Genomic DNA, 18,399 nt, shown 5'->3' on the forward strand with positions numbered 1-18,399 from the left:
CCACCTCTCAAGTTTCCCACCCGGCACTGACAATCGATCGGAACGAGAGGGCGCGGCCTCTGCGCGCACCCGGCCGCGAAAACGTAAGCTGTGGCTCGTCAAACGGACCGGGCAGCGGGGATGGACATGGCGATGATGCGCCTGAGGCGCGAGGACCCGCGTGTCGTCGGCTCGTTCAGGCTTCACCGACGGCTCGGCGCGGGGGGTATGGGGGTCGTCTACCTGGGCTCCGACCGGCGCGGCCAGCGGGTCGCACTGAAGGTGATCCGGCCTGATCTGGCGGAGGATCAGGAGTTCCGTTCCCGGTTCGCGCGCGAGGTCTCGGCGGCCCGGCGGATCAGGGGCGGCTGCACGGCACGGCTCGTCGCCGCCGACCTGGAGGCGGACCGGCCGTGGTTCGCCACCCAGTACGTGCCCGGTCCCTCCCTGCACGACAAGGTCGCCGAGGAGGGTCCGCTGTCGGCCGCCGACGTGGCCGCCGTGGGTGCCGCCCTCTCCGAGGGGCTGGTCGCGGTGCACGAGGCCGGGGTCGTCCACCGTGACCTCAAGCCGTCCAACATCCTGCTGTCCCCGAAGGGGCCGCGGATCATCGACTTCGGTATCGCGTGGGCGACCGGGGCGAGCACCCTCACCCACGTCGGCACGGCGGTCGGCTCCCCGGGCTTCCTGGCGCCGGAGCAGGTACGCGGCGTCGCCGTCACCCCGGCCACGGACGTGTTCGCGCTCGGGGCCACGCTCGCGTACGCGGCGACCCAGGACTCACCCTTCGGTCAGGGCAGTTCCGAGGTGATGCTCTACCGGGTGGTGCACGAGGAGCCGCATCTGCACGGGGTCCCGGACGCGCTCGCCCCGCTCGTCCGGGCCTGTCTGGCGAAGGACCCCGAGGAACGGCCCAGCACCCTCCAACTGTCCCTGCGGCTCAAGGAGATCGCCGCCCGCGAGGCCCAGGGCATGGTGGACGCACGGCCGCCCGCGCCACGCTCGGATCCGGACCGGCCGACGGGACGCCTGGCCGAGCAGTACGCCGAGCAGCGCACCCAGCGGCGGCCGGGGACCACTCCCCCACCGCGCGCCGGCGGGACGAACGGCGGATCGCGGTCGGGTTCGCGTCCGGCGCCCGCCCGCAACACCGGCCGCACCGGGAACAGGCCCGCGCCCCGCAGCGGCGCCGGACGGCCCGGTCCGCGCACCACCGGCACCGGCAGGCGGCCCGCCAATCCGCGGCTGCTGCGCCAGCGGCTCTTCGTGTTCGTGGTGGTGACACTGCTGGTCGCGCTCGGTATCGCGGCGGCGCAGGGGTGCCAGGGGCCGTCCCGCGGACTCGACGACGGGCCGCGGGGCGGCGTACACCAGGAACAGTCGGCGTCCGGGCGACTGCCCGCAGGCGACGCGATCACCGATCCGTACGGAAGCGCGCACCGAGCGGAAAGCTAGTGCCGCGGCAGGCAACGTTTGCCCGACGGGGCGAACGTTGCCTGCCGGGGCACTAGCGGCCTGGTACTGCCGCGCGGCCCTCAGCTCGCGGGACGGCCCGTCGCCACCGCGTAGAAGGCGACCGCGGCCGCCGCGCCGACGTTCAGGGAGTCGACGCCGTGCGCCATCGGGATGCGCACCCATTCGTCGGCCGCCATCAGGGCCCGGGTGGACAGCCCGTCGCCCTCCGCGCCCAGCATCAGCGCGACCCGGTCCATCGTGTGCGGGGCGGCCTCGTCGAGGGACCTCGCCTTCTCGTCCGGGGTGAGGGCGAGCAGGTCGAACCCGGCGTCGCGCACCGACTCCAGGCCCTTGGGCCAGGTGTCGAGACGGGCGTACGGGACCGAGAACACCGCGCCCATCGACACCTTCACCGAGCGGCGGTAGAGGGGGTCCGCGCAGTCCGGGGAGAGCAGCACCGCGTCCATGCCGAGGGCGGCGGCGGACCGGAAGATGGCGCCGATGTTGGTGTGGTCGTTGACCGACTCCATGACGACGACCCGGCGCGCGGACCGCAGCAGTTCGTCCGCCGTCGGCAGCGGCTTGCGCTGCATCGAGGCGAGCGCTCCCCGGTGCACGTGATAGCCGGTGACCTGCTCGGCGAGCTCGGGGCTGACCGCGTAGACGGGTGCCGGGAGTTCGTCGATGACGTCGCGCATGACGTCGACCCACTTCGCGGACAGCAGCATCGAGCGCATCTCGTAGCCGGCGTCCTTGGCCCGTCTGATGACCTTCTCGCCCTCGGCGATGAACAGACCCTCGGCGGGTTCGCGCTTGCGGCGCAGTTCCACGTCGGTCAGGCCCGTGTAGTCGCGCAGACGAGGGTCGTCGGGGTTCTCGACGGTGATGAGATCGGCCACAGGGTGATACTGCCTTGTCCTGGGTGCGGTGCCAACGGCTGGGAACGGGTTGGGTTACCCGTGGTTACTCGGGAAGCCCGGAGCCGACGCCCACGACCTCGCCGATGACGATGACCGCGGGCGGCCGCACGTCCTCGGCGCGGACGGTGTCGGCGACGGTGGCCAGGGTGGCGTCGACGCGGCGCTGTGCGGCGGTCGTGCCCTCCTGGACGAGGGCGACGGGGGTGTCGGCCGGCTTGCCGTGCGCCATGAGCGTCTCGGCGATCCTGCCGATCTTGTCGACGCCCATGAGGACGACGAGGGTGCCGCGCAGCTTGGCGAGAGCGGGCCAGTCGACGAGGGAGCGCTCGTCGTCGGGGGCCACATGACCGCTGACCACGGTGAATTCGTGCGCGACGCCCCGGTGGGTGACCGGGATGCCCGCGGCGCCCGGCACCGAGATGGAGCTGGAGATGCCGGGGACGATCGTGCAGGCGATGCCCGCCTCGGCGAGCGCCTGGGCCTCCTCCATGCCACGGCCGAAGACGAACGGGTCGCCGCCCTTCAGCCGGACGACGGCCTTGCCCTGCCTGGCGTGCTCGATGAGCGCGTTGTTGATGGCCTCCTGGGCCATGAACCTGCCGTACGGGATCTTCGCCGCGTCGATCACCTCGACGTGCGGCGGGAGTTCGGCGAGCAGGTCGCGGGGGCCGAGGCGGTCGGCGATGACCACGTCGGCCTCGGCGAGCAGCCGGCGTCCGCGGACCGTGATCAGGTCGGGGTCGCCGGGACCTCCGCCGACCAGGGCCACTCCGGCGGTACGGGTGCGGTGGTGCGGTGCGACGAGTGTGCCGTCCCGCAGCCCCTCGACGACGGCGTCGCGGATCGCGGCGGTGTGGCGGGGGTCGCGGCCCTTGGCGTCGGTGGTGAGGACGGCGACGGTCACGCCCTCGCTGTGACCGGTGGCCGGGGTCCACGCGGTCGCCGCGTCGGCGTCGTCGGAGCGGACGCACCAGACACGGTGGCGCTCCGCCTCGGCCGACGCCTCGGCGGCGGCCCGCGGGTCGCTGGTGGCGATCAGCGCGTACCAGGCGTCGGCGAGGTCGCCCTCCTCGTACGGGCGCCTGGTCCAGGTGATCTCGCCCGCGTCGGCCATGGCCTCGACGGACGGGGTCGCCTGCGGTGACACGAGGTGGATGTCCGCGCCCGCCGCGATGAGCGCGGGAAGCCGGCGCTGGGCCACCTGGCCACCGCCGAGGACGACGACACGACGGCCGGCGAGACGGAGGCCCACGGGGTAGGCGGGGTGTTCGGCCATGGAGGTGCGGCTCCTCGTACGAGCAGGCGGTACGGGCGGGCGCTGCGGCTTTGGAGCGGCCCTGACGTGGGGTTCTTCGGTAGAGGTCCAGAGTACGGCGGGGCCGGGTGGGCAGCTCGGGACGCCTGCCCACCCCACCGGTGCCGGGGGCTACTTCTCGGTCACCCCGGCCGAGTCGAACGTCGCGACCTCGTGCATCGCACGCGCCGCGCTCTGCACGATCGGCAGGGCCAGCAGGGCGCCGGTGCCCTCGCCCAGGCGCAGGTCGAGGTCGATCAGGGGGCGCAGGCCCAGCTTGTTCAGAGCGGCCACGTGACCGGGCTCGGCGCTGCGGTGGCCCGCGATGCAGGCGGCCAGGACCTCGGGGGCGATGGCTCGGGCCACCAGTGCGGCGGCGCCCGCGCTGACGCCGTCCAGGATCACCGGCGTACGCAGGGACGCGCCGCCGAGGAGGAGGCCGACCATGGCGGCGTGTTCCAGGCCGCCGATCGCCGCGAGAACGCCGATCGGGTCCGCCGGGTCCGGCTGATGGAAGTCGATGGCCCGGCGCACGACCTCGGTCTTGCGGGCCAGGGTCTCGTCGTTGATGCCCGTGCCGCGGCCCGTCACCTCGGCGGGGTCGGCCCCCGTGAAGACCGAGATCAGGGCCGCCGACGCGGTCGTGTTGGCGATGCCCATCTCGCCGGTCAGCAGCGCCTTGTTGCCCGCGGCCACCAGGTCGCGGGCCGTCTCGATGCCCACCTCCAGCGCGGCGACGACCTCGTCCCTGGTCATGGCGGGACCCGTGGTCATGTCGGCGGTGCCCGCGCGGACCTTGCGCGGCAGCAGACCCGGCGTGGCCGGCAGGTCGGAGGCGACGCCCACGTCGACGACACAGACCTCGGCGCCCACCTGGTTGGCGAAGGCGTTGCAGACCGCGCCGCCGCCGAGGAAGTTGGCCACCATCTGGCCGGTGACCTCCTGCGGCCAGGGGGTGACGCCCTGCGCGTGGACACCGTGGTCGCCGGCGAAGATCGCGACGGCGGCCGGCTCCGGGATCGGCGGCGGGCACATCCGGGACAGGCCCGACAGCTGCGCGGAGATGATCTCCAGCATGCCGAGGGCGCCCGCGGGCTTGGTCATCCGCTTCTGGCGCTCCCAGGCCTCGCCCAGCGCCTTCGCGTCCAGGGGACGGATGTTGGAGACCGTCTCGGCGAGCAGGTCGTGCGGCTCCTCGCCGGGCAGGGCACGGCGGCCGTACGTCTCCTCGTGCACGACCCACGACAGGGGGCGGCGCTTGGACCAGCCGGCCTGCATCAGCTCGGGCTCGTCGGGGAACTCGTCCACGTATCCGACACAGAGGTAGGCCACCGCTTCGAGGTGCTCGGGAAGGCCCAGCGCGCGGACCATCTCGCGCTCGTCGAAGAAGCTGACCCAGCCGACGCCGAGACCCTCGGCGCGGGCCGCGAGCCACAGGTTTTCGACCGCGAGGGCGGAGGAGTACGGCGCCATCTGCGGCTGGGTGTGCCGGCCCAGGGTGTGGCGGCCGCCCCGGGTCGGGTCGGCGGTGACGAGGATGTTGACCGGGGTGTCGAGGATGGCCTCGATCTTCAGTTCCTTGAACTGCTTGGCACGGCCCTTGGGAAGCGATTTGGCGTAGGCCTCACGCTGGCGCTGGGCGAGTTCGTGCATGCTGCGCCGGGTTTCGGCGGAGCGGATGACGACGAAGTCCCAGGGCTGGGAGTGGCCGACGGACGGAGCGGTGTGCGCGGCCTCCAGGACGCGCAGCAGCACGTCGTGCGGGATCGGGTCGCTGCGGAAGCCGTTGCGGATGTCACGGCGCTCGCGGATCACGCGCAGGACGGCCTCGCGTTCGGCGTCGTTGTAGCCGGGGGCCGCCGGGCCGGTGGACTCGCGTACGTCTTCCACCACGGCCGTGCTCTCTTCCTGGTCGGCGACCTGGGTGTGCAGGTCCTCCGCTTGCTGTGCGGCCACGGGTTCCGGCTCCGCGGGGAGCGGCTGCGGAACGGGGGTGGTGGCCTCGGACTCGGCCTCCGCTTCCCGGGGGGCGGGCACCGACGCCTGCGCGACCGGCTCGGCCTGCGCCACGGCGGTGTCCTCAGCCGGGAGGGGCGCCGGCGCCGGGGCGGCCTGCGCGGGCTCCTGGGCCGGCGGCTGCTCCTCGGCCTCCGGAGCCATGGTCATGCCGTGCGGCGGGGTCGGGGCGAGGTGCGCGGTCGTGGGCACCGTGCCGTCCACGGGCACGAACCCGCCGAGGCTCCGGTCGGCCTGGGGTACGACGGGGGCGCCGGGGAATCCGGGGGCGCCCGTCGCGTCCGGCGCGCTCTCGGAGTACTGGTCGCCGAGGGCCGGGAGGTGCGGGTCGCCGACGGTCTCGTGGGCGGCCTCGGCCTGCGCGGCCACGCCGACCGGTACGGCGTGCGGGGCCTCGGTGGTGCCGGGCGCGGACAGGGCGATGCCTTCGTGGTCGAGGGCGTCGTCGGCGAGGGCGTCGTGGTCGAGGGCGTCGTCCTCGGACAGGACGGTGCCGTTCTCGGCGAAGGCGGGCGGGCCGGTCAGCCGCTGACCCTGGACCTGGACCTGGACCTCGTCGAGAGTGAGGTCCTGTCCGCCCAGCGAGGCTTCCGCCGAGCGCGCGGAGAGCGCCGACAGGGCGGACTCCGGGGTCTCGTAGACGTGCGGGGCCGGTACGTCGGCGGGCTGCTCGGCACCGGACAGGGAGGCTTCGTCCACGAAGAGGACAGCGGGTTCCTGCAGGTGGGCGGCGGGCTCCGCGAACCCGGCCTCCTGGACACCGGGTACGGCCAGGCCGGCTCCGTGGGTGTCCTGGACGGCGAGCTGCGGCGGGACCTGCGCGGCGGCGGGGTCCTCGGCGGGCACGAGACCCTCGGCCGGGGCGAACGGCTGCGCGGGCACGGCAGGTCCGAGGTCCTCGGTGATCTGCGCCGGTACGGCCTCGTGCGCGGAGGTCTCCCCCTCGCTCGGGGCCGGTCCGCCGACGTCGGCAGTGTCCGGCACGCCCAGGGCGTCCGGGACGTCCTGGAACTGCGGGGTTCCGGGGATCTGCGGGGCGGCCGAGCCGTCCGCCGCGGGCACCGCTTCGGAAACCGGGCCGTTCACCGGGTCCTGGAGGTCGAGCGACGTCCCGTCGGCTCCCGGTACCGGCGCCTGGGCGGCGTCGAACGCCGGGGCCGGGTCGTGGACGAAGTGCGCCGCCACGACGCCGGGCGCCTGCTCGGCGTCCGCGGCCTGCGGTGCCTCGGGACCCGGTGCGGGTTCCGTCATCACCGCGGACCCGGGCAGCTGTGCCGCCTCGGGGACGACCGTGTCCGCGGCCGCGGCCTCGCCGCCCGCCGGCACGGTCCCCCACACCGCCGCGCTCTGCGGCAGGGCGTCGCCGGCCCCCGGCACGTCCAGGTACTCGGGGCCGGCGCTCGCCAGGCCCGCCAGGCGCAGCGGAGTGACCGGGGTGGGCATGGAGCTCGGGCGGGCGCCCGCGGGTCCGCGGTCCGCCAGCGAGCGCACCGGGCTGGAGGAACCGTCCGGCGTGGGCGGGCCCAGGTGCAGCGGACGGCGCGGCGTCACGGGCTGCGGAACCGGCTGGGGCACGGGCGCCGGGCTCGGCGCGCGCACGGCGCCGAGGTCGATCGCGCCGGTGTCGCGTCCGTCCGTCTCGTGCGGGCCGGGTTCGTCCGTGAAGGGCATCGGGGCCGGCGGTGGCACCTCGTTGCCCCAGGCACCCTGGGCACCGGGCGCGCCCGGCAGGAGAAGGAGGTCGTCCTCCTCGACAGAGCTCTCGGAGGAGTCGAGGTAGGTGTACGCGCCCGGCGCGGAGACGCCCGGCTGCTCCACCATGCCTGCGTTCTCCGGCAATCCCTCGCCCGGGACCTGGCCGGTGTCGGTCATGCGTACCCCTCGCCCATCGGTTAGTGCTCCAAAGTCCAGCTCGCCGGGAACGGCGCACCGACCGCCCCACAGTGAAGAACGAGCGTGCATGCCCAGCGGCACGTACGACCGGCCAACAAAGGCGACAAAGCCATTAACAGGCATTGTCCCGGTCATCCCGCCCTCGCGACAGCGTGATCCGCGAGTGGCCGCTGTGGACTGCGCCACGTTGCGCGTCCTCCGGTTCTGCCGTACCACACACGCCTCAAAACGGGCGGGTTTTCCGGACATTGACCTACGAAAGGCCGACCCCCGGGAGCGGTACAACGATCGGCCAGCCTACCGCGCGCAGTACGACAACAGGATCACGGGGCGCGATCCGGCAGACGGCCGCTGAGCAGGAACGCGACGCTCCGCTCCTTCTCCGTCCAGGCCCGTGTATCGAGTTCGACGGACTGAATGAGAGCGCACTCGACGTCATAGCCGTGTTCGGTCAGATCGCGGCCGATGAGTTCGGCGGCGTCACGGGTCGCGGCGTCCGCGACGATGCGCTGGGGACGGCGGTCCGCGACCGCGGAGACGACCGCCGCTCCCCCACCTCCGACCCGCACGACATCGGGTTCGGGCAGGTCCTCGAGGACGTGCGGGGCGCTGCCGTGCACGATCTGCATCTGCACGCCGTAGCGGCGGGCCGAGTGCTCGGTGCGGGCACAGGAGCCCGGACTGCGGTCGACCGCGATGACGGCGGCACCGGTGCGGGCCGCCTCGGTGGCGAAGGCGCCGCTGCCGCAGCCGATGTCCCAGACGAGGTCGCCGACACGCGGTCCCAGCCTGGCGAGCTGGGCGGCGCGCAGCAGATCCGTCTCGCCCTCGCCGAGCGCGCCGCCGTACGCGCGCGCGGGCAGCGCCCAGCCGCGCGGCCCGGCGCCGGGTTCCCGTCCGGCGATCCAGCCGCCGCCCTCGGCCGCGGCCACGAAGCCGCCGATGACGATCACGACGTTCGGGTCGCGCCAGGTGTGGTCGGCCGCCTTGTCGGAGGTGAGGATCGTGACCTGTTCCCGGGCGGTGCCGAGTTCCTCGCAGATGACGAAGGAGCGGTGAACTCCTTCGAGCAACAGCCCGAGTTCGGCGGGGCCGGCGCCGGGCGAGGTGAGGACGGCGACCTTGGTATGGGCGCGGCATACATTCACCGCGCGTCGCAGCGTACGACTGTGTGCCACGACCACTTGCGCGTCGTCCCAGGGCATTCCGGCGCGGGCGAAGGCGGCTGCCACCGCGGAGACGGCGGGCACGACTTCGACCTCCAGGCCGAACTCGGGTGCGCGCAGGGTGCGTACGACGCCGAAGAATCCAGGGTCCCCGTCGGCGAGGACGACGGCGGTGCCCCGGTGGCCCGCGATACGGCGGGCGGCGAGGGCGACGCTGCCCAGCCGGACGCGTTCGGCGTTCTCGGGCACTTCGGGGAGTTCGAGATGGTGGGCCGCGCCGGCCACCAGCGTGGCGGCACCGAGGGCGGAGCGCGCCGCGTCGGCCAGCGGCGAGCCGTCCCAGCCGATCACCGTGACCCGGTCGGCCATCGTCGTCAGTCTCCAGAAGGTCTTCGCAGGTCTCGGGTGCAGCCCGGGCGGGCTTCGTGAGGGTACCCCGGTGCGGCCCGGCGGGGGTGTGGCGGCCGGTGTGGCGCGGGGAGCGGTCCCGCCGTGCCGGGTCGACGGGTCCGGGGTCCCCGGGGCCGGAATCCGCTGAGGTGACTCCCGTACACCCATGTGACTCGACCCGACCGTATACGACCCGTCGTGACCGGACGCGACCTGCCGTGACGGTTTCCGCTTGTCGGGGCGGGCCCGCGCACGGGCTGCCGTGCGTCGGCCGGGACCCTCAGTTCCAGTCGTTGAAAGAGGAGTAGCGGCCCGTGTCGGTGAGGTGCTGCCCGTCCATTCCGTCGAGGTCCTCGGGCAGCAGGCTCCACACGATGAAGTCGGTGCGCAGGTCGACCCAGGTGCCCTCCTCGGTCCGGGTGCGCGCTATGCAGGCGTTGCGCAGCACGCCCTCGCTGATGCAGCCGATCTTCTGGGCCACCTGCTGCGAGGCGGTGTTGCCGGCGGCCGTGCGCAGTTCCACGCGCTCGAACTTCTGCTCGCGGAAGAGCCAGCGGGCGGTGGCGAGTGCGGCCTCGGACGCGTATCCCTCGCCGCGCGCCCAGGGGGCGATGATGTACGACAGCTCGGTGGACCTGACCCGCCAGTTGGTCTTGCCGAGCTGGATGACGCCGACCAGGCGCTGGGTGAGGAACTCGGTGACGGCGAGGTCGAGTCCACGCCCGCGGGCGCGTTCGGTGGGCGCGTAGTCGGCGATCCAGTCGCGGGCACCGTCCTCGGTGAACGGCTGCGGAATCGACGTCCAGGCCGCCACCATCTCGTCGTTCATCATCTCGGTCAGCGCGGGCACGTCGTCCTCGTCGAGCGCACGCAGGACCAACCGCTCCGTGCTGATGGAGATGTCGGGGAAGGTGCTCGTCATGCGACGCTCCGTAACCGTCGGGGACTTCGGACCTGATGTACCGTCGGGTCCGCTGAACTGCCCAGCATGCAGCATGAAACCACTGAACGGCACAACGGGGTCCACTCCCGGTAATGGAGCGGACCCCGTGCGGTGACGAGTCGGGCCGGGGACGGCAGATCGGCCCGGGCGGGGGCCTACTTGAACGACGGGATGACGGAGCCGGCGTACTTGTCCTCGATGAACTTCTTGACCTCGGGCGAGGTGAGGAGCTTCGCCAGCTTCTTCACACGCGGGTCGTTCTCGTTGCCCTTCTTGACGGCGAGGAAGTTGCCGTACGGGTTGTTCGTCGCCGACTCCAGGACGAGGGCGTCCTTGGCGGGCTTGAGGCCGGAGGATATGGCGTAGTTGCCGTTGATCACCGCGGCGTCCACGTCGTCCAGGGAGCGCGGGGTCTGAGCCGCCTCGACCTCCTTGAACTTGAGGTTCTTCGGGTTCTTGGAGATGTCCTGCGGGGTCGCCTCGCTGCCGGCGCCGTCCTTGAGGGTGATGAGCCCCTTGGACGCGAGCAGCTTCAGGGCACGCGCCTCGTTCACGGCGTCGTTCGGCACCGCGACGGTCGCGCCGCTCTTCAGGGCGTCGACGCTCTTCACCTTGTGCGAGTAGAGGCCGAGCGGCTCCAGGTGCACCGTGACGACGGGCACGATGTGCGTGCCGCGCTTCTTGTTGAAGTCGTCCAGGTACGGCTGGTTCTGGAAGTAGTTGGCGTCCACCGAGCCGTCCTCGGTCGCCGTGTTCGGCACGATGTAGTCCTGGAACTCCTTGACCTCCAGGTCGAGTCCCGCCTTCTTCGCCAGGTTCTTCTCGATGAAGTTCAGGATCTCGGCGTGGGGGACCGGGCTGGCCGCGACGATGAGCGGGCCGCTGGTGTCGGAGGCGGTGGAGTCCTTGTCCGAGCCGCAGGCGGAAAGCCCGAGGGTGAGGGCTCCGGCGGCGAGGACGGCAGTGGTGATCTTGGCAGTGTTACGCACGAAAAGTGCCTTTCCTGAGGGGTGAAGCGGCCCCGTCATGGGGTGGACGGGGAAATCTGCGGGTGGGGCCGGGGACCACGGGTGGGTCCGCGGTTGTTCAGGCTGCCTCGCCGACGTCCGTGGTCACGGGCCGGCCGGACTTCAGCAGGCGCAGCCTCGGGGCGGGGCCCGAGTGACCGCTCCGGCGGTCCAGGGTGCGGGCCGCGTAGTCGCCGGCGAACTGGATGGCCGAGATGACCACGGCGAGGAGGGCGACGATGATCCACATCAGCTCGGTCTCGAAGCGCTGGTAGCCGTAGCGGATGGCGAGATCGCCCAGTCCGCCCGCGCCGACGGTGCCGGCCATCGCGGAGTAGCCGATGAGGGCCACGACCGTGGTGGTCCCCGAGGAGATCAGCGACGGCAGCGACTCGGGGACGAGAACCTTGCGGACGACGGTCCAGGTGTTGCCGCCCATCGACTGCACGGCCTCGACGAGCCCGCCGTCCACCTCACGGACGGCCGTCTCGACCAGACGCGCGAAGAACGGGATCGCACCGATGGCGAGCGGCACGATGGCGGCCTCGCGGCCGATGGTCGTGCCGGTGATCCACCGGGTGAAGGTCATCAGCGCGACCATCAGGATGATGAACGGCATCGAGCGGGCGATGTTCACGACCTGCCCGACGACCTTGTTGGCGACGACGTTCTGCAACAGGCCCCCGCGGTCCGTCAGCACCAGCAGGACACCGAGCGGCAGGCCGCCGGCGATCGCGATGAGGGTGGACCAGCCGACCATGTAGAGCGTGTTCCAACACTCCTCGGACAGCAGCGGCTGCATCTCGGACCAGCTCACTTGGCACCTTCCTTGACCAGCGTGGGCTGCTGCCCCTGGATGTCGATCTGCAGGCCCTGCTCGCGGAGGAACCCGATCGGCACGACGTTCTCCTCGTAGCGGCCGGGCAGCTCGATGCGCATCCGGCCGACCTGCCTGCCCGCGACGGTGTCCATCGCGGCCCCGAGGATCGAGATGTCGATGTTGTACGTGCGCGAGAGCTGCGAGATGACGGGCTGGGTCGCCGACTCGCCGTGGAAGGTGACGTCGATGACCGTGCGGTCGTCGCCGGAGGCCTCGCCGCTGACGGGGAAGAGCGAGGCGGCCAGCTCGGAGCCCGGGGTCGCGAGCAGTTCGCCGACCGTTCCGGACTCGACGATGCGGCCGTTGTCCATCAGCGCGGCCGAGTCGCAGACGGTCTTGACGACGTCCATCTCGTGGGTGATGAGCAGGACGGTCAGACCCAGCTGCCGGTTCAGGTCGCGCAGGAGCTGGAGGATGGAGCGGGTGGTCTCGGGGTCGAGGGCGCTGGTCGCCTCGTCGGAGAGCAGCACCTTCGGGTCGCCGGCCAGCGCGCGGGCGATGCCGACTCGCTGCTTCTGGCCGCCGGAGAGCTGGGCCGGGTAGGACCCCGCCTTGTCGGACAGGCCGACCAGGTCCAGGAGTTGGCGGGCCTTGTGGCTGCGCTCCCTCCTGGAGAGGCCGAGAATCTCGAGCGGCAGCTCGACGTTGTCCTGGACGGTCCGCGAGGACAGCAGGTTGAAGTGCTGGAAGACCATGCCGATCCGGCTGCGGGCCTGGCGCAGCTCCCGGCCGGCGCGCGGACCGCGCCCGACGAGAGCGGTGAGGTCCCGGCCGTCGACGGTGACCGTGCCGGAGGTCGGACGCTCCAGGAGGTTGACGCAGCGGATGAGCGAGGACTTGCCGGCACCGGACTGGCCGATGACGCCGAACACCTCGCCTTCGCGGACGTGCAGATCGACGCCGTCGAGGGCGGTCACTTCACGGCCGCGCGAGCGGTAGACCTTGGTGAGGCCCGTTGTCGTGATCACAGGGGATTCCGTCACTGTCGAGTGCGGGGCGTGGGTGTGCGCCGGGCACGGGTGCATTCGGTCGCAACGCGGCACGGTTCTCGCGATGGCGATGGAACCGGAAGGAGAACGTGTGCGCGGGGCAGCCCGGTCACGTACGCGGTACGGACACGGGGCGCGGCGGTCCCGCTTCGGGGCGCGGGATCAGGCGGTGGTGCGGGGGGCCCTCTAGCAGGCACACATTCGACACATACAACGAGCACCGGGCGTCATGGTCGCCTCGGTCGCAAGGATGCGGTCGCTCGTCGTGGTCATGGGAGGAAGTAAAGCAGACCGGGGGCCGGGGGCCGCCACCGCTGTCCGAATAGCGGACAGCGGTGGACACCGGCGGACGCCTTCTCAGGCCCGGACGGAGATCTCCATCCCCTTGTCCGTCACCAGTACGGACAAGGCGGAGAGGTCCTCGACCACGAGGTCCGCGTCGAGTTCGCCGGCCTGGTGCGTTGTGGCCAACGCCACGGTGGTCATGCCCGCGGCGCGGCCCGCCCGGAGCCCGGCGGGGGCGTCCTCGAAGACGACGCAGCGGGCCGGGTCGACGCCCAGTTCGCGGGCGGCCAGCAGATAGGGCTCGGGGTCGGGCTTTCCCCGGGTGACGTCGTCGGCGCAGACCATCGTCTTGGGGCGGATCCCCACCTCGTCGAGCCGGGCTTCGGCGAGCCTGCGGGTGGCGGAGGTCACGACGGCCCAGCGCTCGGCGGGCAGTCCGGCGAGCAGCGCGAGGGTGCCGGGCAGCGCCTCGACCCCGCCCGGCACGTCGTCGACCTCCAGCTGCTCGATGCGGGCGAGCGCCTCGGGGACGAGGGCGGCGGGCAGCAGGTCGGCGGCTATCTCGACGGCGGGGCGGCCGTGCAGGCCGATCGCGGCGAAGTCCTCGGCGGTGATCCCGTACTCCTCGGCCCACAGGGTCCAGCAGCGGTTCACCGACTCGAGGGACGAGACGAGGGTGCCGTCGTTGTCGAACAGGAGGGCTTCAGCGTGGATCGTCATGGCTTCGACCCTACGGGGGAGCCCGGGGGCGAGCGCATCAGGTCTTTTGGCCCGTAATAGGGTCACGGCATGTTTGATGCCCTGACGGTCGCGACGGCCGTCGCCGCGCTCGCGCTCGCCGCCTGGTGCGGCTGGGCCGCCCATCGCGATCAGCCCACCAAGGACTGGCACTTCATCGGCATGGCCGTGGTGAGCGTGCTGGTCCTGGTCCAGCTGGTGATCGGCGTCGTCCAGCTGGCGCGCGGCGAGAAGCCGGAACAGGGCACGACGATCTTCGTGGCGTATCTGATCGGCGCCTTCGCCTGCATCCCCGCCGCGGGATTCATGTCGCTGGCGGAGCGCACCCGCTGGGGTTCGGTCACGGTGGCGGCCGGCGGCATCGTACTGGCCGTGCTCGAAGTCCGGCTCTACGACATCTGGGGAGGCTGAGATGACGGCCACGGAGGAGAACACGACCGTGCCTCGGGACGAGCGGAACGCGCAGGGCGTGCAGGGCGTGCAGGGCGTGCAGGACGGAACGACGCCGGAGCCGGCCGCCGGCACGAAGCGCGCGCGGCTGATCGGCGGCCCCGGGATCCTGCTGGTGTGGCTGTACGGAGTGATGGTGGTCGGCGCCGTGTCGCGGTCGGCCGTGCAGATCTCCACGCAGTTCGACAAGGCACCGCTCGCCTACTCGCTGTCCGCGGTCGCCGGTCTCGTGTACGGATTCATCACGTACTCGCTCGTGCGCGGCGGCGAGAGGGCGCGCAGGGCGGCGCTGGTGTGCTGCGCCGCCGAGCTCGCGGGTGTACTGATCGTCGGGACCTGGACGCTGGCCGAGCCCTCCGCCTTCCCCGACGCCACGGTGTGGTCGGACTACGGCATGGGCTATCTCTTCATCCCGGTCCTGCTGCCGCTGTCGGCGATGTACTGGCTGCGCAAGGCGCGTAGGACCGCCGCTGTCTGACGAACCGGCCGAAGCCGGCCGCGCTCAGGCGCTGGTCGCGTACACGCCGGTGTCGGCGCCCTTGGCCAGGGTCACCAGCGTCATGCGCTCGCCCACCCGTTCCTGCGAGACGGGCGCGTAGCCGTGCTTGAGGTACAGGCGCAGGTTGCGCTCGCTGCGGTGGCCCGTGAACAGCTGGAAGGACTTGGCCGTTCCTTCGGCGCCGAGGCGGGTCTCGATCGCGTCGAGCAGACGTCCGCCCAGGCCGTGCCGCTGCATGCGCGGGTGCACGATGAGCTTGTTGATGCGGGCCGTGCCGTCGGTGTCGACGGCGCCGCGCACCGAGGCCACCACCTCGTCGCCGAGCCGGGCCACCAGCACGGTGCCGCCCGCCAGTTCCGCCCTGAGCGAGTCGAGCGGCTGGGTGAGCGGCTCGATGCCGTAGTCGCCGTACAGCTCGGCCTCGCTCTGATAGCAGAGGTACTGCAGCTTCAGGATCGATTCCGCATCCTGCTCGGTCGCCGCCGAGATGGTCACGCTCATGCCCATGTGTGCATGCCTCCCGCTCACCTGTTCCGGTCGTCCCCCACTCCTATCCCCGTCGTCAGCGGGCCGCAACCTCCGCCGTCAGCAATCGACGAAGACATCCAAGACATCTGGAGCGTTCCGGACCAAGACTGCCCTGTGAGATACCCAACTCGCCTGCGATCTCCTGGTAGGTGAGGTCCCTGGGGGAGAGCAGGGCGGCCATCAGGCCCGGACAGCGGCCGGGCAGTCGGCGTACCGCCTCGTGCAGCTCGCGACCGCGGACGGCGGCCATCGCCCGCTGCTCCGGGCCAGAACCGCTGTCGTCCGCGGGCTCGGTGGCGTAGGGCTGCTCGACGCGGGCCGTGCGGCGGCTGCGGCGGGCCTCCGAGCGCACGGCCCGGCGCACCCAGCGCCGCGGGTCGGCGGGCGGTCCCGTCGTGTCCAGGCGTTCCAGCAGCCGCAGCCAGACGGCCTGTTCCAGGTCGCCCGGCTCGGCACCCGAGGCGTGGGCCTCCGCCGACGCCTCGGCGGACAGCAGCGGGCGCAGGGCGGTAACCAGCTCGTGGGTCATGTGCGGCACGACGCGGCCGCCCCGGCACGAGGTTGCCGGGGCGGCCGTTTCTCACCCCATCCGGGGTGAGGGGGTCGTCCGTTGACGGAGGGCGGGCATCCGTCCCGTTCCGTGCCCCGGTCCGTCGGCGGACCGGGGCCGTGGCCTCATCGCCCGAGGAAGTCCGCGCGGGCCAGCACCGCGGTGTCCGCGTTGTCGGAGAACACGCCGTCGATGCCCGTCTCGAAGTAGACCTTGAACGCGCCGAAGGGGTCCCCGTAGGCGTCCGCTGCGGTGCCCTGGCGGAAGTTCGCGGGCAGGAAGGGGTTCTCGTTGCGCATGGTGTACGGGTGCAGGATGAGGCCCGCGCGGTGCGCGTCGGCGACGAGCGTGGTCGGCGTGGTCAGGTTGCCGGCCGCGTCCTTCGGGATGACCAGGTCGAGGGTGGGGCCGATGCCCTGCGCGTACGAGGCGATCCACTGCAGGCCCGCGGGCGTGACGAGGTCGGCGACCGTGCGGGGGTCACCCGCCGCGACGAAGTCCCAGGGGCGGGTGCTCGCGGCCGAGAGCAGGACGACGAGCGGGTTGCCGACGAGCTTGTCCAGCCGCTGGATGCTGCTCGGCTCGAAGGACTGGAGGATGACCGGCGAGTCCTTCTTGTCCTTGCCGTACTTGCGCAGCAGTTTCGCGACCCGCTCCTCCAGGCCGAGGCCGAGGGCCCGGAAGTAGGTGGGGTGCTTGGTCTCGGGGTAGATCCAGACCTGCTTGCCGCGCCTGCGGGTCTGCTCGTCCTGCCAGCGGAGCACCTCTTCGAAGGTGGGGATCTCCCAGCGGCCGTTGTAGAGGGTGTTGTGCGGGCGGTTCGCGGGGATGCGCTCGACGGCGCGCAGGGTCTTCAGCTCGGCGAGGGTGAAGTCCTCGGTGAACCAGCCGGTGGTGGGTACCCCGTCGAGCGTCTTGGTCGTCTTGCGGCCGGCGAACTCGGGGTGCGCCGAGACATCCGTCGTCCCGCCGATTTCCGGCTCGTGACGGCATACGAGATGGCCGTCCCTGGTGGGCACCAGGTCGCCGGCCTCGACGACGTCGGCGCCCAGGTCGAGGGCGAGCTGGTACGAGCCGAAGGTGTGCTCCGGCCGGTAGCCGCTGGCTCCGCGGTGACCGATGACGGTCGGTCTGGGCAGACTCCGGTAGCCGCCGCCTCCGTGGCGTTCGTCCGCGCTCGCGGTGCCGGGCAGGCCGAGGGCCGCTCCGCCCGCCCCGAGCACCGCGGCTCCCAGCAGTGTCCGTCGCGCCGTGCCCCGCTCCTGACCGTTCGACTCCTGCGCCCGCATGAGCGCTCCTCCCGCCGTAGGTGCCTGCCTGTCGAAGCGGGACGATCGTAGGTGTCCTGGCGTGACGGGAGGGAGGCCCGCGGCGGAACAGTGGGTGACCTCGGATCCCCCGCAGGATGCGGAACATGACGGTCCGTCGGCATCGGTCGGGCGGTCGGGGGTAGGCGTGAGGCGGAGGGGGGCGTACGGCCCTCCGCCGGGCGCTCACCCGTTCGCCGGTACCCGCGCGCGATGTCCGTCACACCGGACCGGACCCGTGTCCACCGCCCACAGGCACACAACCGCAGGTAAACATAGGTCAACAGTGCGTATCCGGTCGATGAACCCGATGTGCAATCGACCGGGAACCGCGAGTATCGTCCTCACCTGCACAGACTCCATACCGATCCCTTGACACCGGAGGGCCCGTTGTCCCGCTTCGCGCTCATCAAGGCAGTGCTCGGAACGATCATCCGCCTGATGTTCCGCCTCAGGGTGGAAGGCGTGGAGCACATCCCCGGCAAGGGTCCCGTGATCCTGGCCGGCAACCACCTCACGTTCATCGACTCGATGATCCTTCCGCTGGTCTGCGACCGCCAGGTGTTCTTCATCGGCAAGGACGAGTACGTCACGGGCAAGGGCCTCAAGGGCCGGCTCATGGCGTGGTTCTTCACCGGCACCGGCATGATCCCGGTGGACCGGGACGGCGCCAACGGCGGCGTGGCCGCGCTGATGACCGGCCGCCGCGTCCTGGAGGAGGGCAAGATCTTCGGCATCTACCCCGAGGGCACCCGCTCCCCCGACGGCCGCCTGTACCGCGGCCGCACCGGCATCGCCCGGCTCACCATGATGACCGGCGCCCCTGTCGTCCCGTTCGCGATGGTCGGCACGGACAAGCTCCAGCCGGGCGGCGCGGGCATGCCGCGACCGGGCAAGGTCACCGTCCGCTTCGGGCCGGCCATGGAGTTCTCCCGCTACGAGGGCATGGACCGCGACCGGTACGTGCTGCGCGCCGTCACCGACTCCGTGATGACCGAGGTCATGCGGCTCTCCGGCCAGGAGTACGTCGACATGTACGCCACCAAGGCGAAGGCCGCCTGACACACCGGCCGCGCGAAGGCTCCCTTCTCTTCGCCCCGCGCCACGACA

At 72.0% G+C, this 18,399-nt stretch carries 16 protein-coding genes; 4 read left to right on the forward strand and 12 right to left on the reverse strand.

Going from position 1 to position 18,399, the window contains the following annotated elements; all coding sequences use genetic code 11:
- The first annotated feature begins 120 nt into the window (after window positions 1–120).
- The gene (locus tag OG410_RS09180) at window positions 121–1,434 is read left to right on the forward strand and encodes a serine/threonine-protein kinase (RefSeq protein WP_329304064.1); all 1,314 of its coding nucleotides are present in this window, start codon (window positions 121–123) and stop codon (window positions 1,432–1,434) included.
- 80 nt (window positions 1,435–1,514) lie between these two features.
- On the opposite strand, the gene OG410_RS09185 is transcribed toward OG410_RS09180, so the two are convergent.
- The 9 genes from OG410_RS09185 to OG410_RS09225 form a co-directional block, all read right to left on the reverse strand.
- Window positions 1,515–2,333 (reverse strand): TrmH family RNA methyltransferase, encoded by an 819-nt coding sequence (locus OG410_RS09185; protein WP_329298655.1) that lies wholly within the window; start codon window positions 2,331–2,333, stop codon window positions 1,515–1,517.
- A 64-nt stretch (window positions 2,334–2,397) separates the two neighbouring features.
- Complete coding sequence (gene cobA / locus OG410_RS09190; RefSeq protein WP_329298656.1) at window positions 2,398–3,630, reverse strand: uroporphyrinogen-III C-methyltransferase; 1,233 nt, start codon at window positions 3,628–3,630, stop codon at window positions 2,398–2,400.
- Between the two features lie 150 nt (window positions 3,631–3,780).
- Entirely contained in the window at window positions 3,781–7,536 is a 3,756-nt protein-coding gene (gene cobT / locus OG410_RS09195) for a nicotinate-nucleotide--dimethylbenzimidazole phosphoribosyltransferase (protein WP_329298657.1), read from the reverse strand.
- Window positions 7,537–7,880: 344 nt separating this feature from the next.
- Entirely contained in the window at window positions 7,881–9,092 is a 1,212-nt protein-coding gene (gene cbiE, locus OG410_RS09200) for a precorrin-6y C5,15-methyltransferase (decarboxylating) subunit CbiE (RefSeq protein ID WP_328667788.1), read from the reverse strand.
- Between the two features lie 301 nt (window positions 9,093–9,393).
- Window positions 9,394–10,035: a GNAT family N-acetyltransferase gene (locus OG410_RS09205; protein ID WP_329298658.1), complete on the reverse strand. Its 642-nt coding sequence runs from the start codon at window positions 10,033–10,035 to the stop codon at window positions 9,394–9,396.
- Between the two features lie 176 nt (window positions 10,036–10,211).
- Entirely contained in the window at window positions 10,212–11,045 is an 834-nt protein-coding gene (locus OG410_RS09210) for a MetQ/NlpA family ABC transporter substrate-binding protein (protein ID WP_329298659.1), read from the reverse strand.
- Window positions 11,046–11,142: 97 nt separating this feature from the next.
- Window positions 11,143–11,880, reverse strand: a complete 738-nt coding sequence (locus OG410_RS09215) for a methionine ABC transporter permease (protein ID WP_329298660.1) — start codon at window positions 11,878–11,880, stop codon at window positions 11,143–11,145.
- Complete coding sequence (locus OG410_RS09220) at window positions 11,877–12,911, reverse strand: methionine ABC transporter ATP-binding protein (protein ID WP_329298661.1); 1,035 nt, start codon at window positions 12,909–12,911, stop codon at window positions 11,877–11,879. Before OG410_RS09220 ends, OG410_RS09215 begins: the two co-directional genes overlap by 4 nt.
- Before the next feature lie 378 nt (window positions 12,912–13,289).
- Window positions 13,290–13,937, reverse strand: a complete 648-nt coding sequence (locus tag OG410_RS09225) for an HAD family hydrolase (protein ID WP_329298662.1) — start codon at window positions 13,935–13,937, stop codon at window positions 13,290–13,292.
- A 69-nt stretch (window positions 13,938–14,006) separates the two neighbouring features.
- Between OG410_RS09225 and OG410_RS09230 the strand changes: the two genes are divergently transcribed.
- Both OG410_RS09230 and OG410_RS09235 read left to right on the forward strand, forming a co-directional pair.
- Window positions 14,007–14,366: a hypothetical protein gene (locus tag OG410_RS09230; RefSeq protein WP_326788857.1), complete on the forward strand. Its 360-nt coding sequence runs from the start codon at window positions 14,007–14,009 to the stop codon at window positions 14,364–14,366.
- Window position 14,367: 1 nt separating this feature from the next.
- Window positions 14,368–14,883, forward strand: coding sequence for a hypothetical protein (locus OG410_RS09235; RefSeq protein WP_329298663.1), 516 nt, complete (start codon window positions 14,368–14,370; stop codon window positions 14,881–14,883).
- A gap of 24 nt (window positions 14,884–14,907) precedes the next feature.
- Here OG410_RS09235 and OG410_RS09240 read toward each other — a convergent pair whose 3' ends face one another.
- The 3 genes from OG410_RS09240 to OG410_RS09250 all read right to left on the reverse strand — a co-directional run bounded on the left by OG410_RS09240 (window position 14,908) and on the right by OG410_RS09250 (window position 17,271).
- On the reverse strand, window positions 14,908–15,411 hold the full coding sequence (locus OG410_RS09240; RefSeq protein WP_329298664.1) for a GNAT family N-acetyltransferase: 504 nt from the start codon (window positions 15,409–15,411) through the stop codon (window positions 14,908–14,910).
- 55 nt (window positions 15,412–15,466) lie between these two features.
- On the reverse strand, window positions 15,467–15,961 hold the full coding sequence (locus OG410_RS09245) for an RNA polymerase sigma factor (RefSeq protein WP_329298665.1): 495 nt from the start codon (window positions 15,959–15,961) through the stop codon (window positions 15,467–15,469).
- A 146-nt stretch (window positions 15,962–16,107) separates the two neighbouring features.
- Window positions 16,108–17,271, reverse strand: a complete 1,164-nt coding sequence (locus OG410_RS09250; RefSeq protein ID WP_329298666.1) for a glycerophosphodiester phosphodiesterase — start codon at window positions 17,269–17,271, stop codon at window positions 16,108–16,110.
- Window positions 17,272–17,661: 390 nt separating this feature from the next.
- On the opposite strand from OG410_RS09250, the gene OG410_RS09255 reads away from it, so the two are divergent.
- Window positions 17,662–18,351, forward strand: a complete 690-nt coding sequence (locus tag OG410_RS09255) for a lysophospholipid acyltransferase family protein (protein ID WP_326788852.1) — start codon at window positions 17,662–17,664, stop codon at window positions 18,349–18,351.
- Window positions 18,352–18,399 lie beyond the last annotated feature (48 nt).

It is taken from the genome of Streptomyces sp. NBC_00659 (genome assembly GCF_036226925.1).
Taxonomy (GTDB): Bacteria; Actinomycetota; Actinomycetes; order Streptomycetales; family Streptomycetaceae; genus Streptomyces.

Excerpts from the sequence above, each read along its gene's own strand:
- OG410_RS09180 (WP_329304064.1), top strand. The coding sequence starts at position 121 with ATGGACATGGCGATGATGCGCCTGAGGCGCGAGGACCCGCGTGTCGTC.
- cobA (WP_329298656.1), bottom strand. The coding sequence starts at position 3,630 with ATGGCCGAACACCCCGCCTACCCCGTGGGCCTCCGTCTCGCCGGCCGT.
- cobT (WP_329298657.1), bottom strand. The coding sequence starts at position 7,536 with ATGACCGACACCGGCCAGGTCCCGGGCGAGGGATTGCCGGAGAACGCA.
- cbiE (WP_328667788.1), bottom strand. The coding sequence starts at position 9,092 with ATGGCCGACCGGGTCACGGTGATCGGCTGGGACGGCTCGCCGCTGGCC.
- OG410_RS09205 (WP_329298658.1), bottom strand. The coding sequence starts at position 10,035 with ATGACGAGCACCTTCCCCGACATCTCCATCAGCACGGAGCGGTTGGTC.
- OG410_RS09225 (WP_329298662.1), bottom strand. The coding sequence starts at position 13,937 with ATGACGATCCACGCTGAAGCCCTCCTGTTCGACAACGACGGCACCCTC.
- OG410_RS09230 (WP_326788857.1), top strand. The coding sequence starts at position 14,007 with ATGTTTGATGCCCTGACGGTCGCGACGGCCGTCGCCGCGCTCGCGCTC.
- OG410_RS09235 (WP_329298663.1), top strand. The coding sequence starts at position 14,368 with ATGACGGCCACGGAGGAGAACACGACCGTGCCTCGGGACGAGCGGAAC.
- OG410_RS09240 (WP_329298664.1), bottom strand. The coding sequence starts at position 15,411 with ATGGGCATGAGCGTGACCATCTCGGCGGCGACCGAGCAGGATGCGGAA.
- OG410_RS09245 (WP_329298665.1), bottom strand. The coding sequence starts at position 15,961 with ATGACCCACGAGCTGGTTACCGCCCTGCGCCCGCTGCTGTCCGCCGAG.
- OG410_RS09250 (WP_329298666.1), bottom strand. The coding sequence starts at position 17,271 with ATGCGGGCGCAGGAGTCGAACGGTCAGGAGCGGGGCACGGCGCGACGG.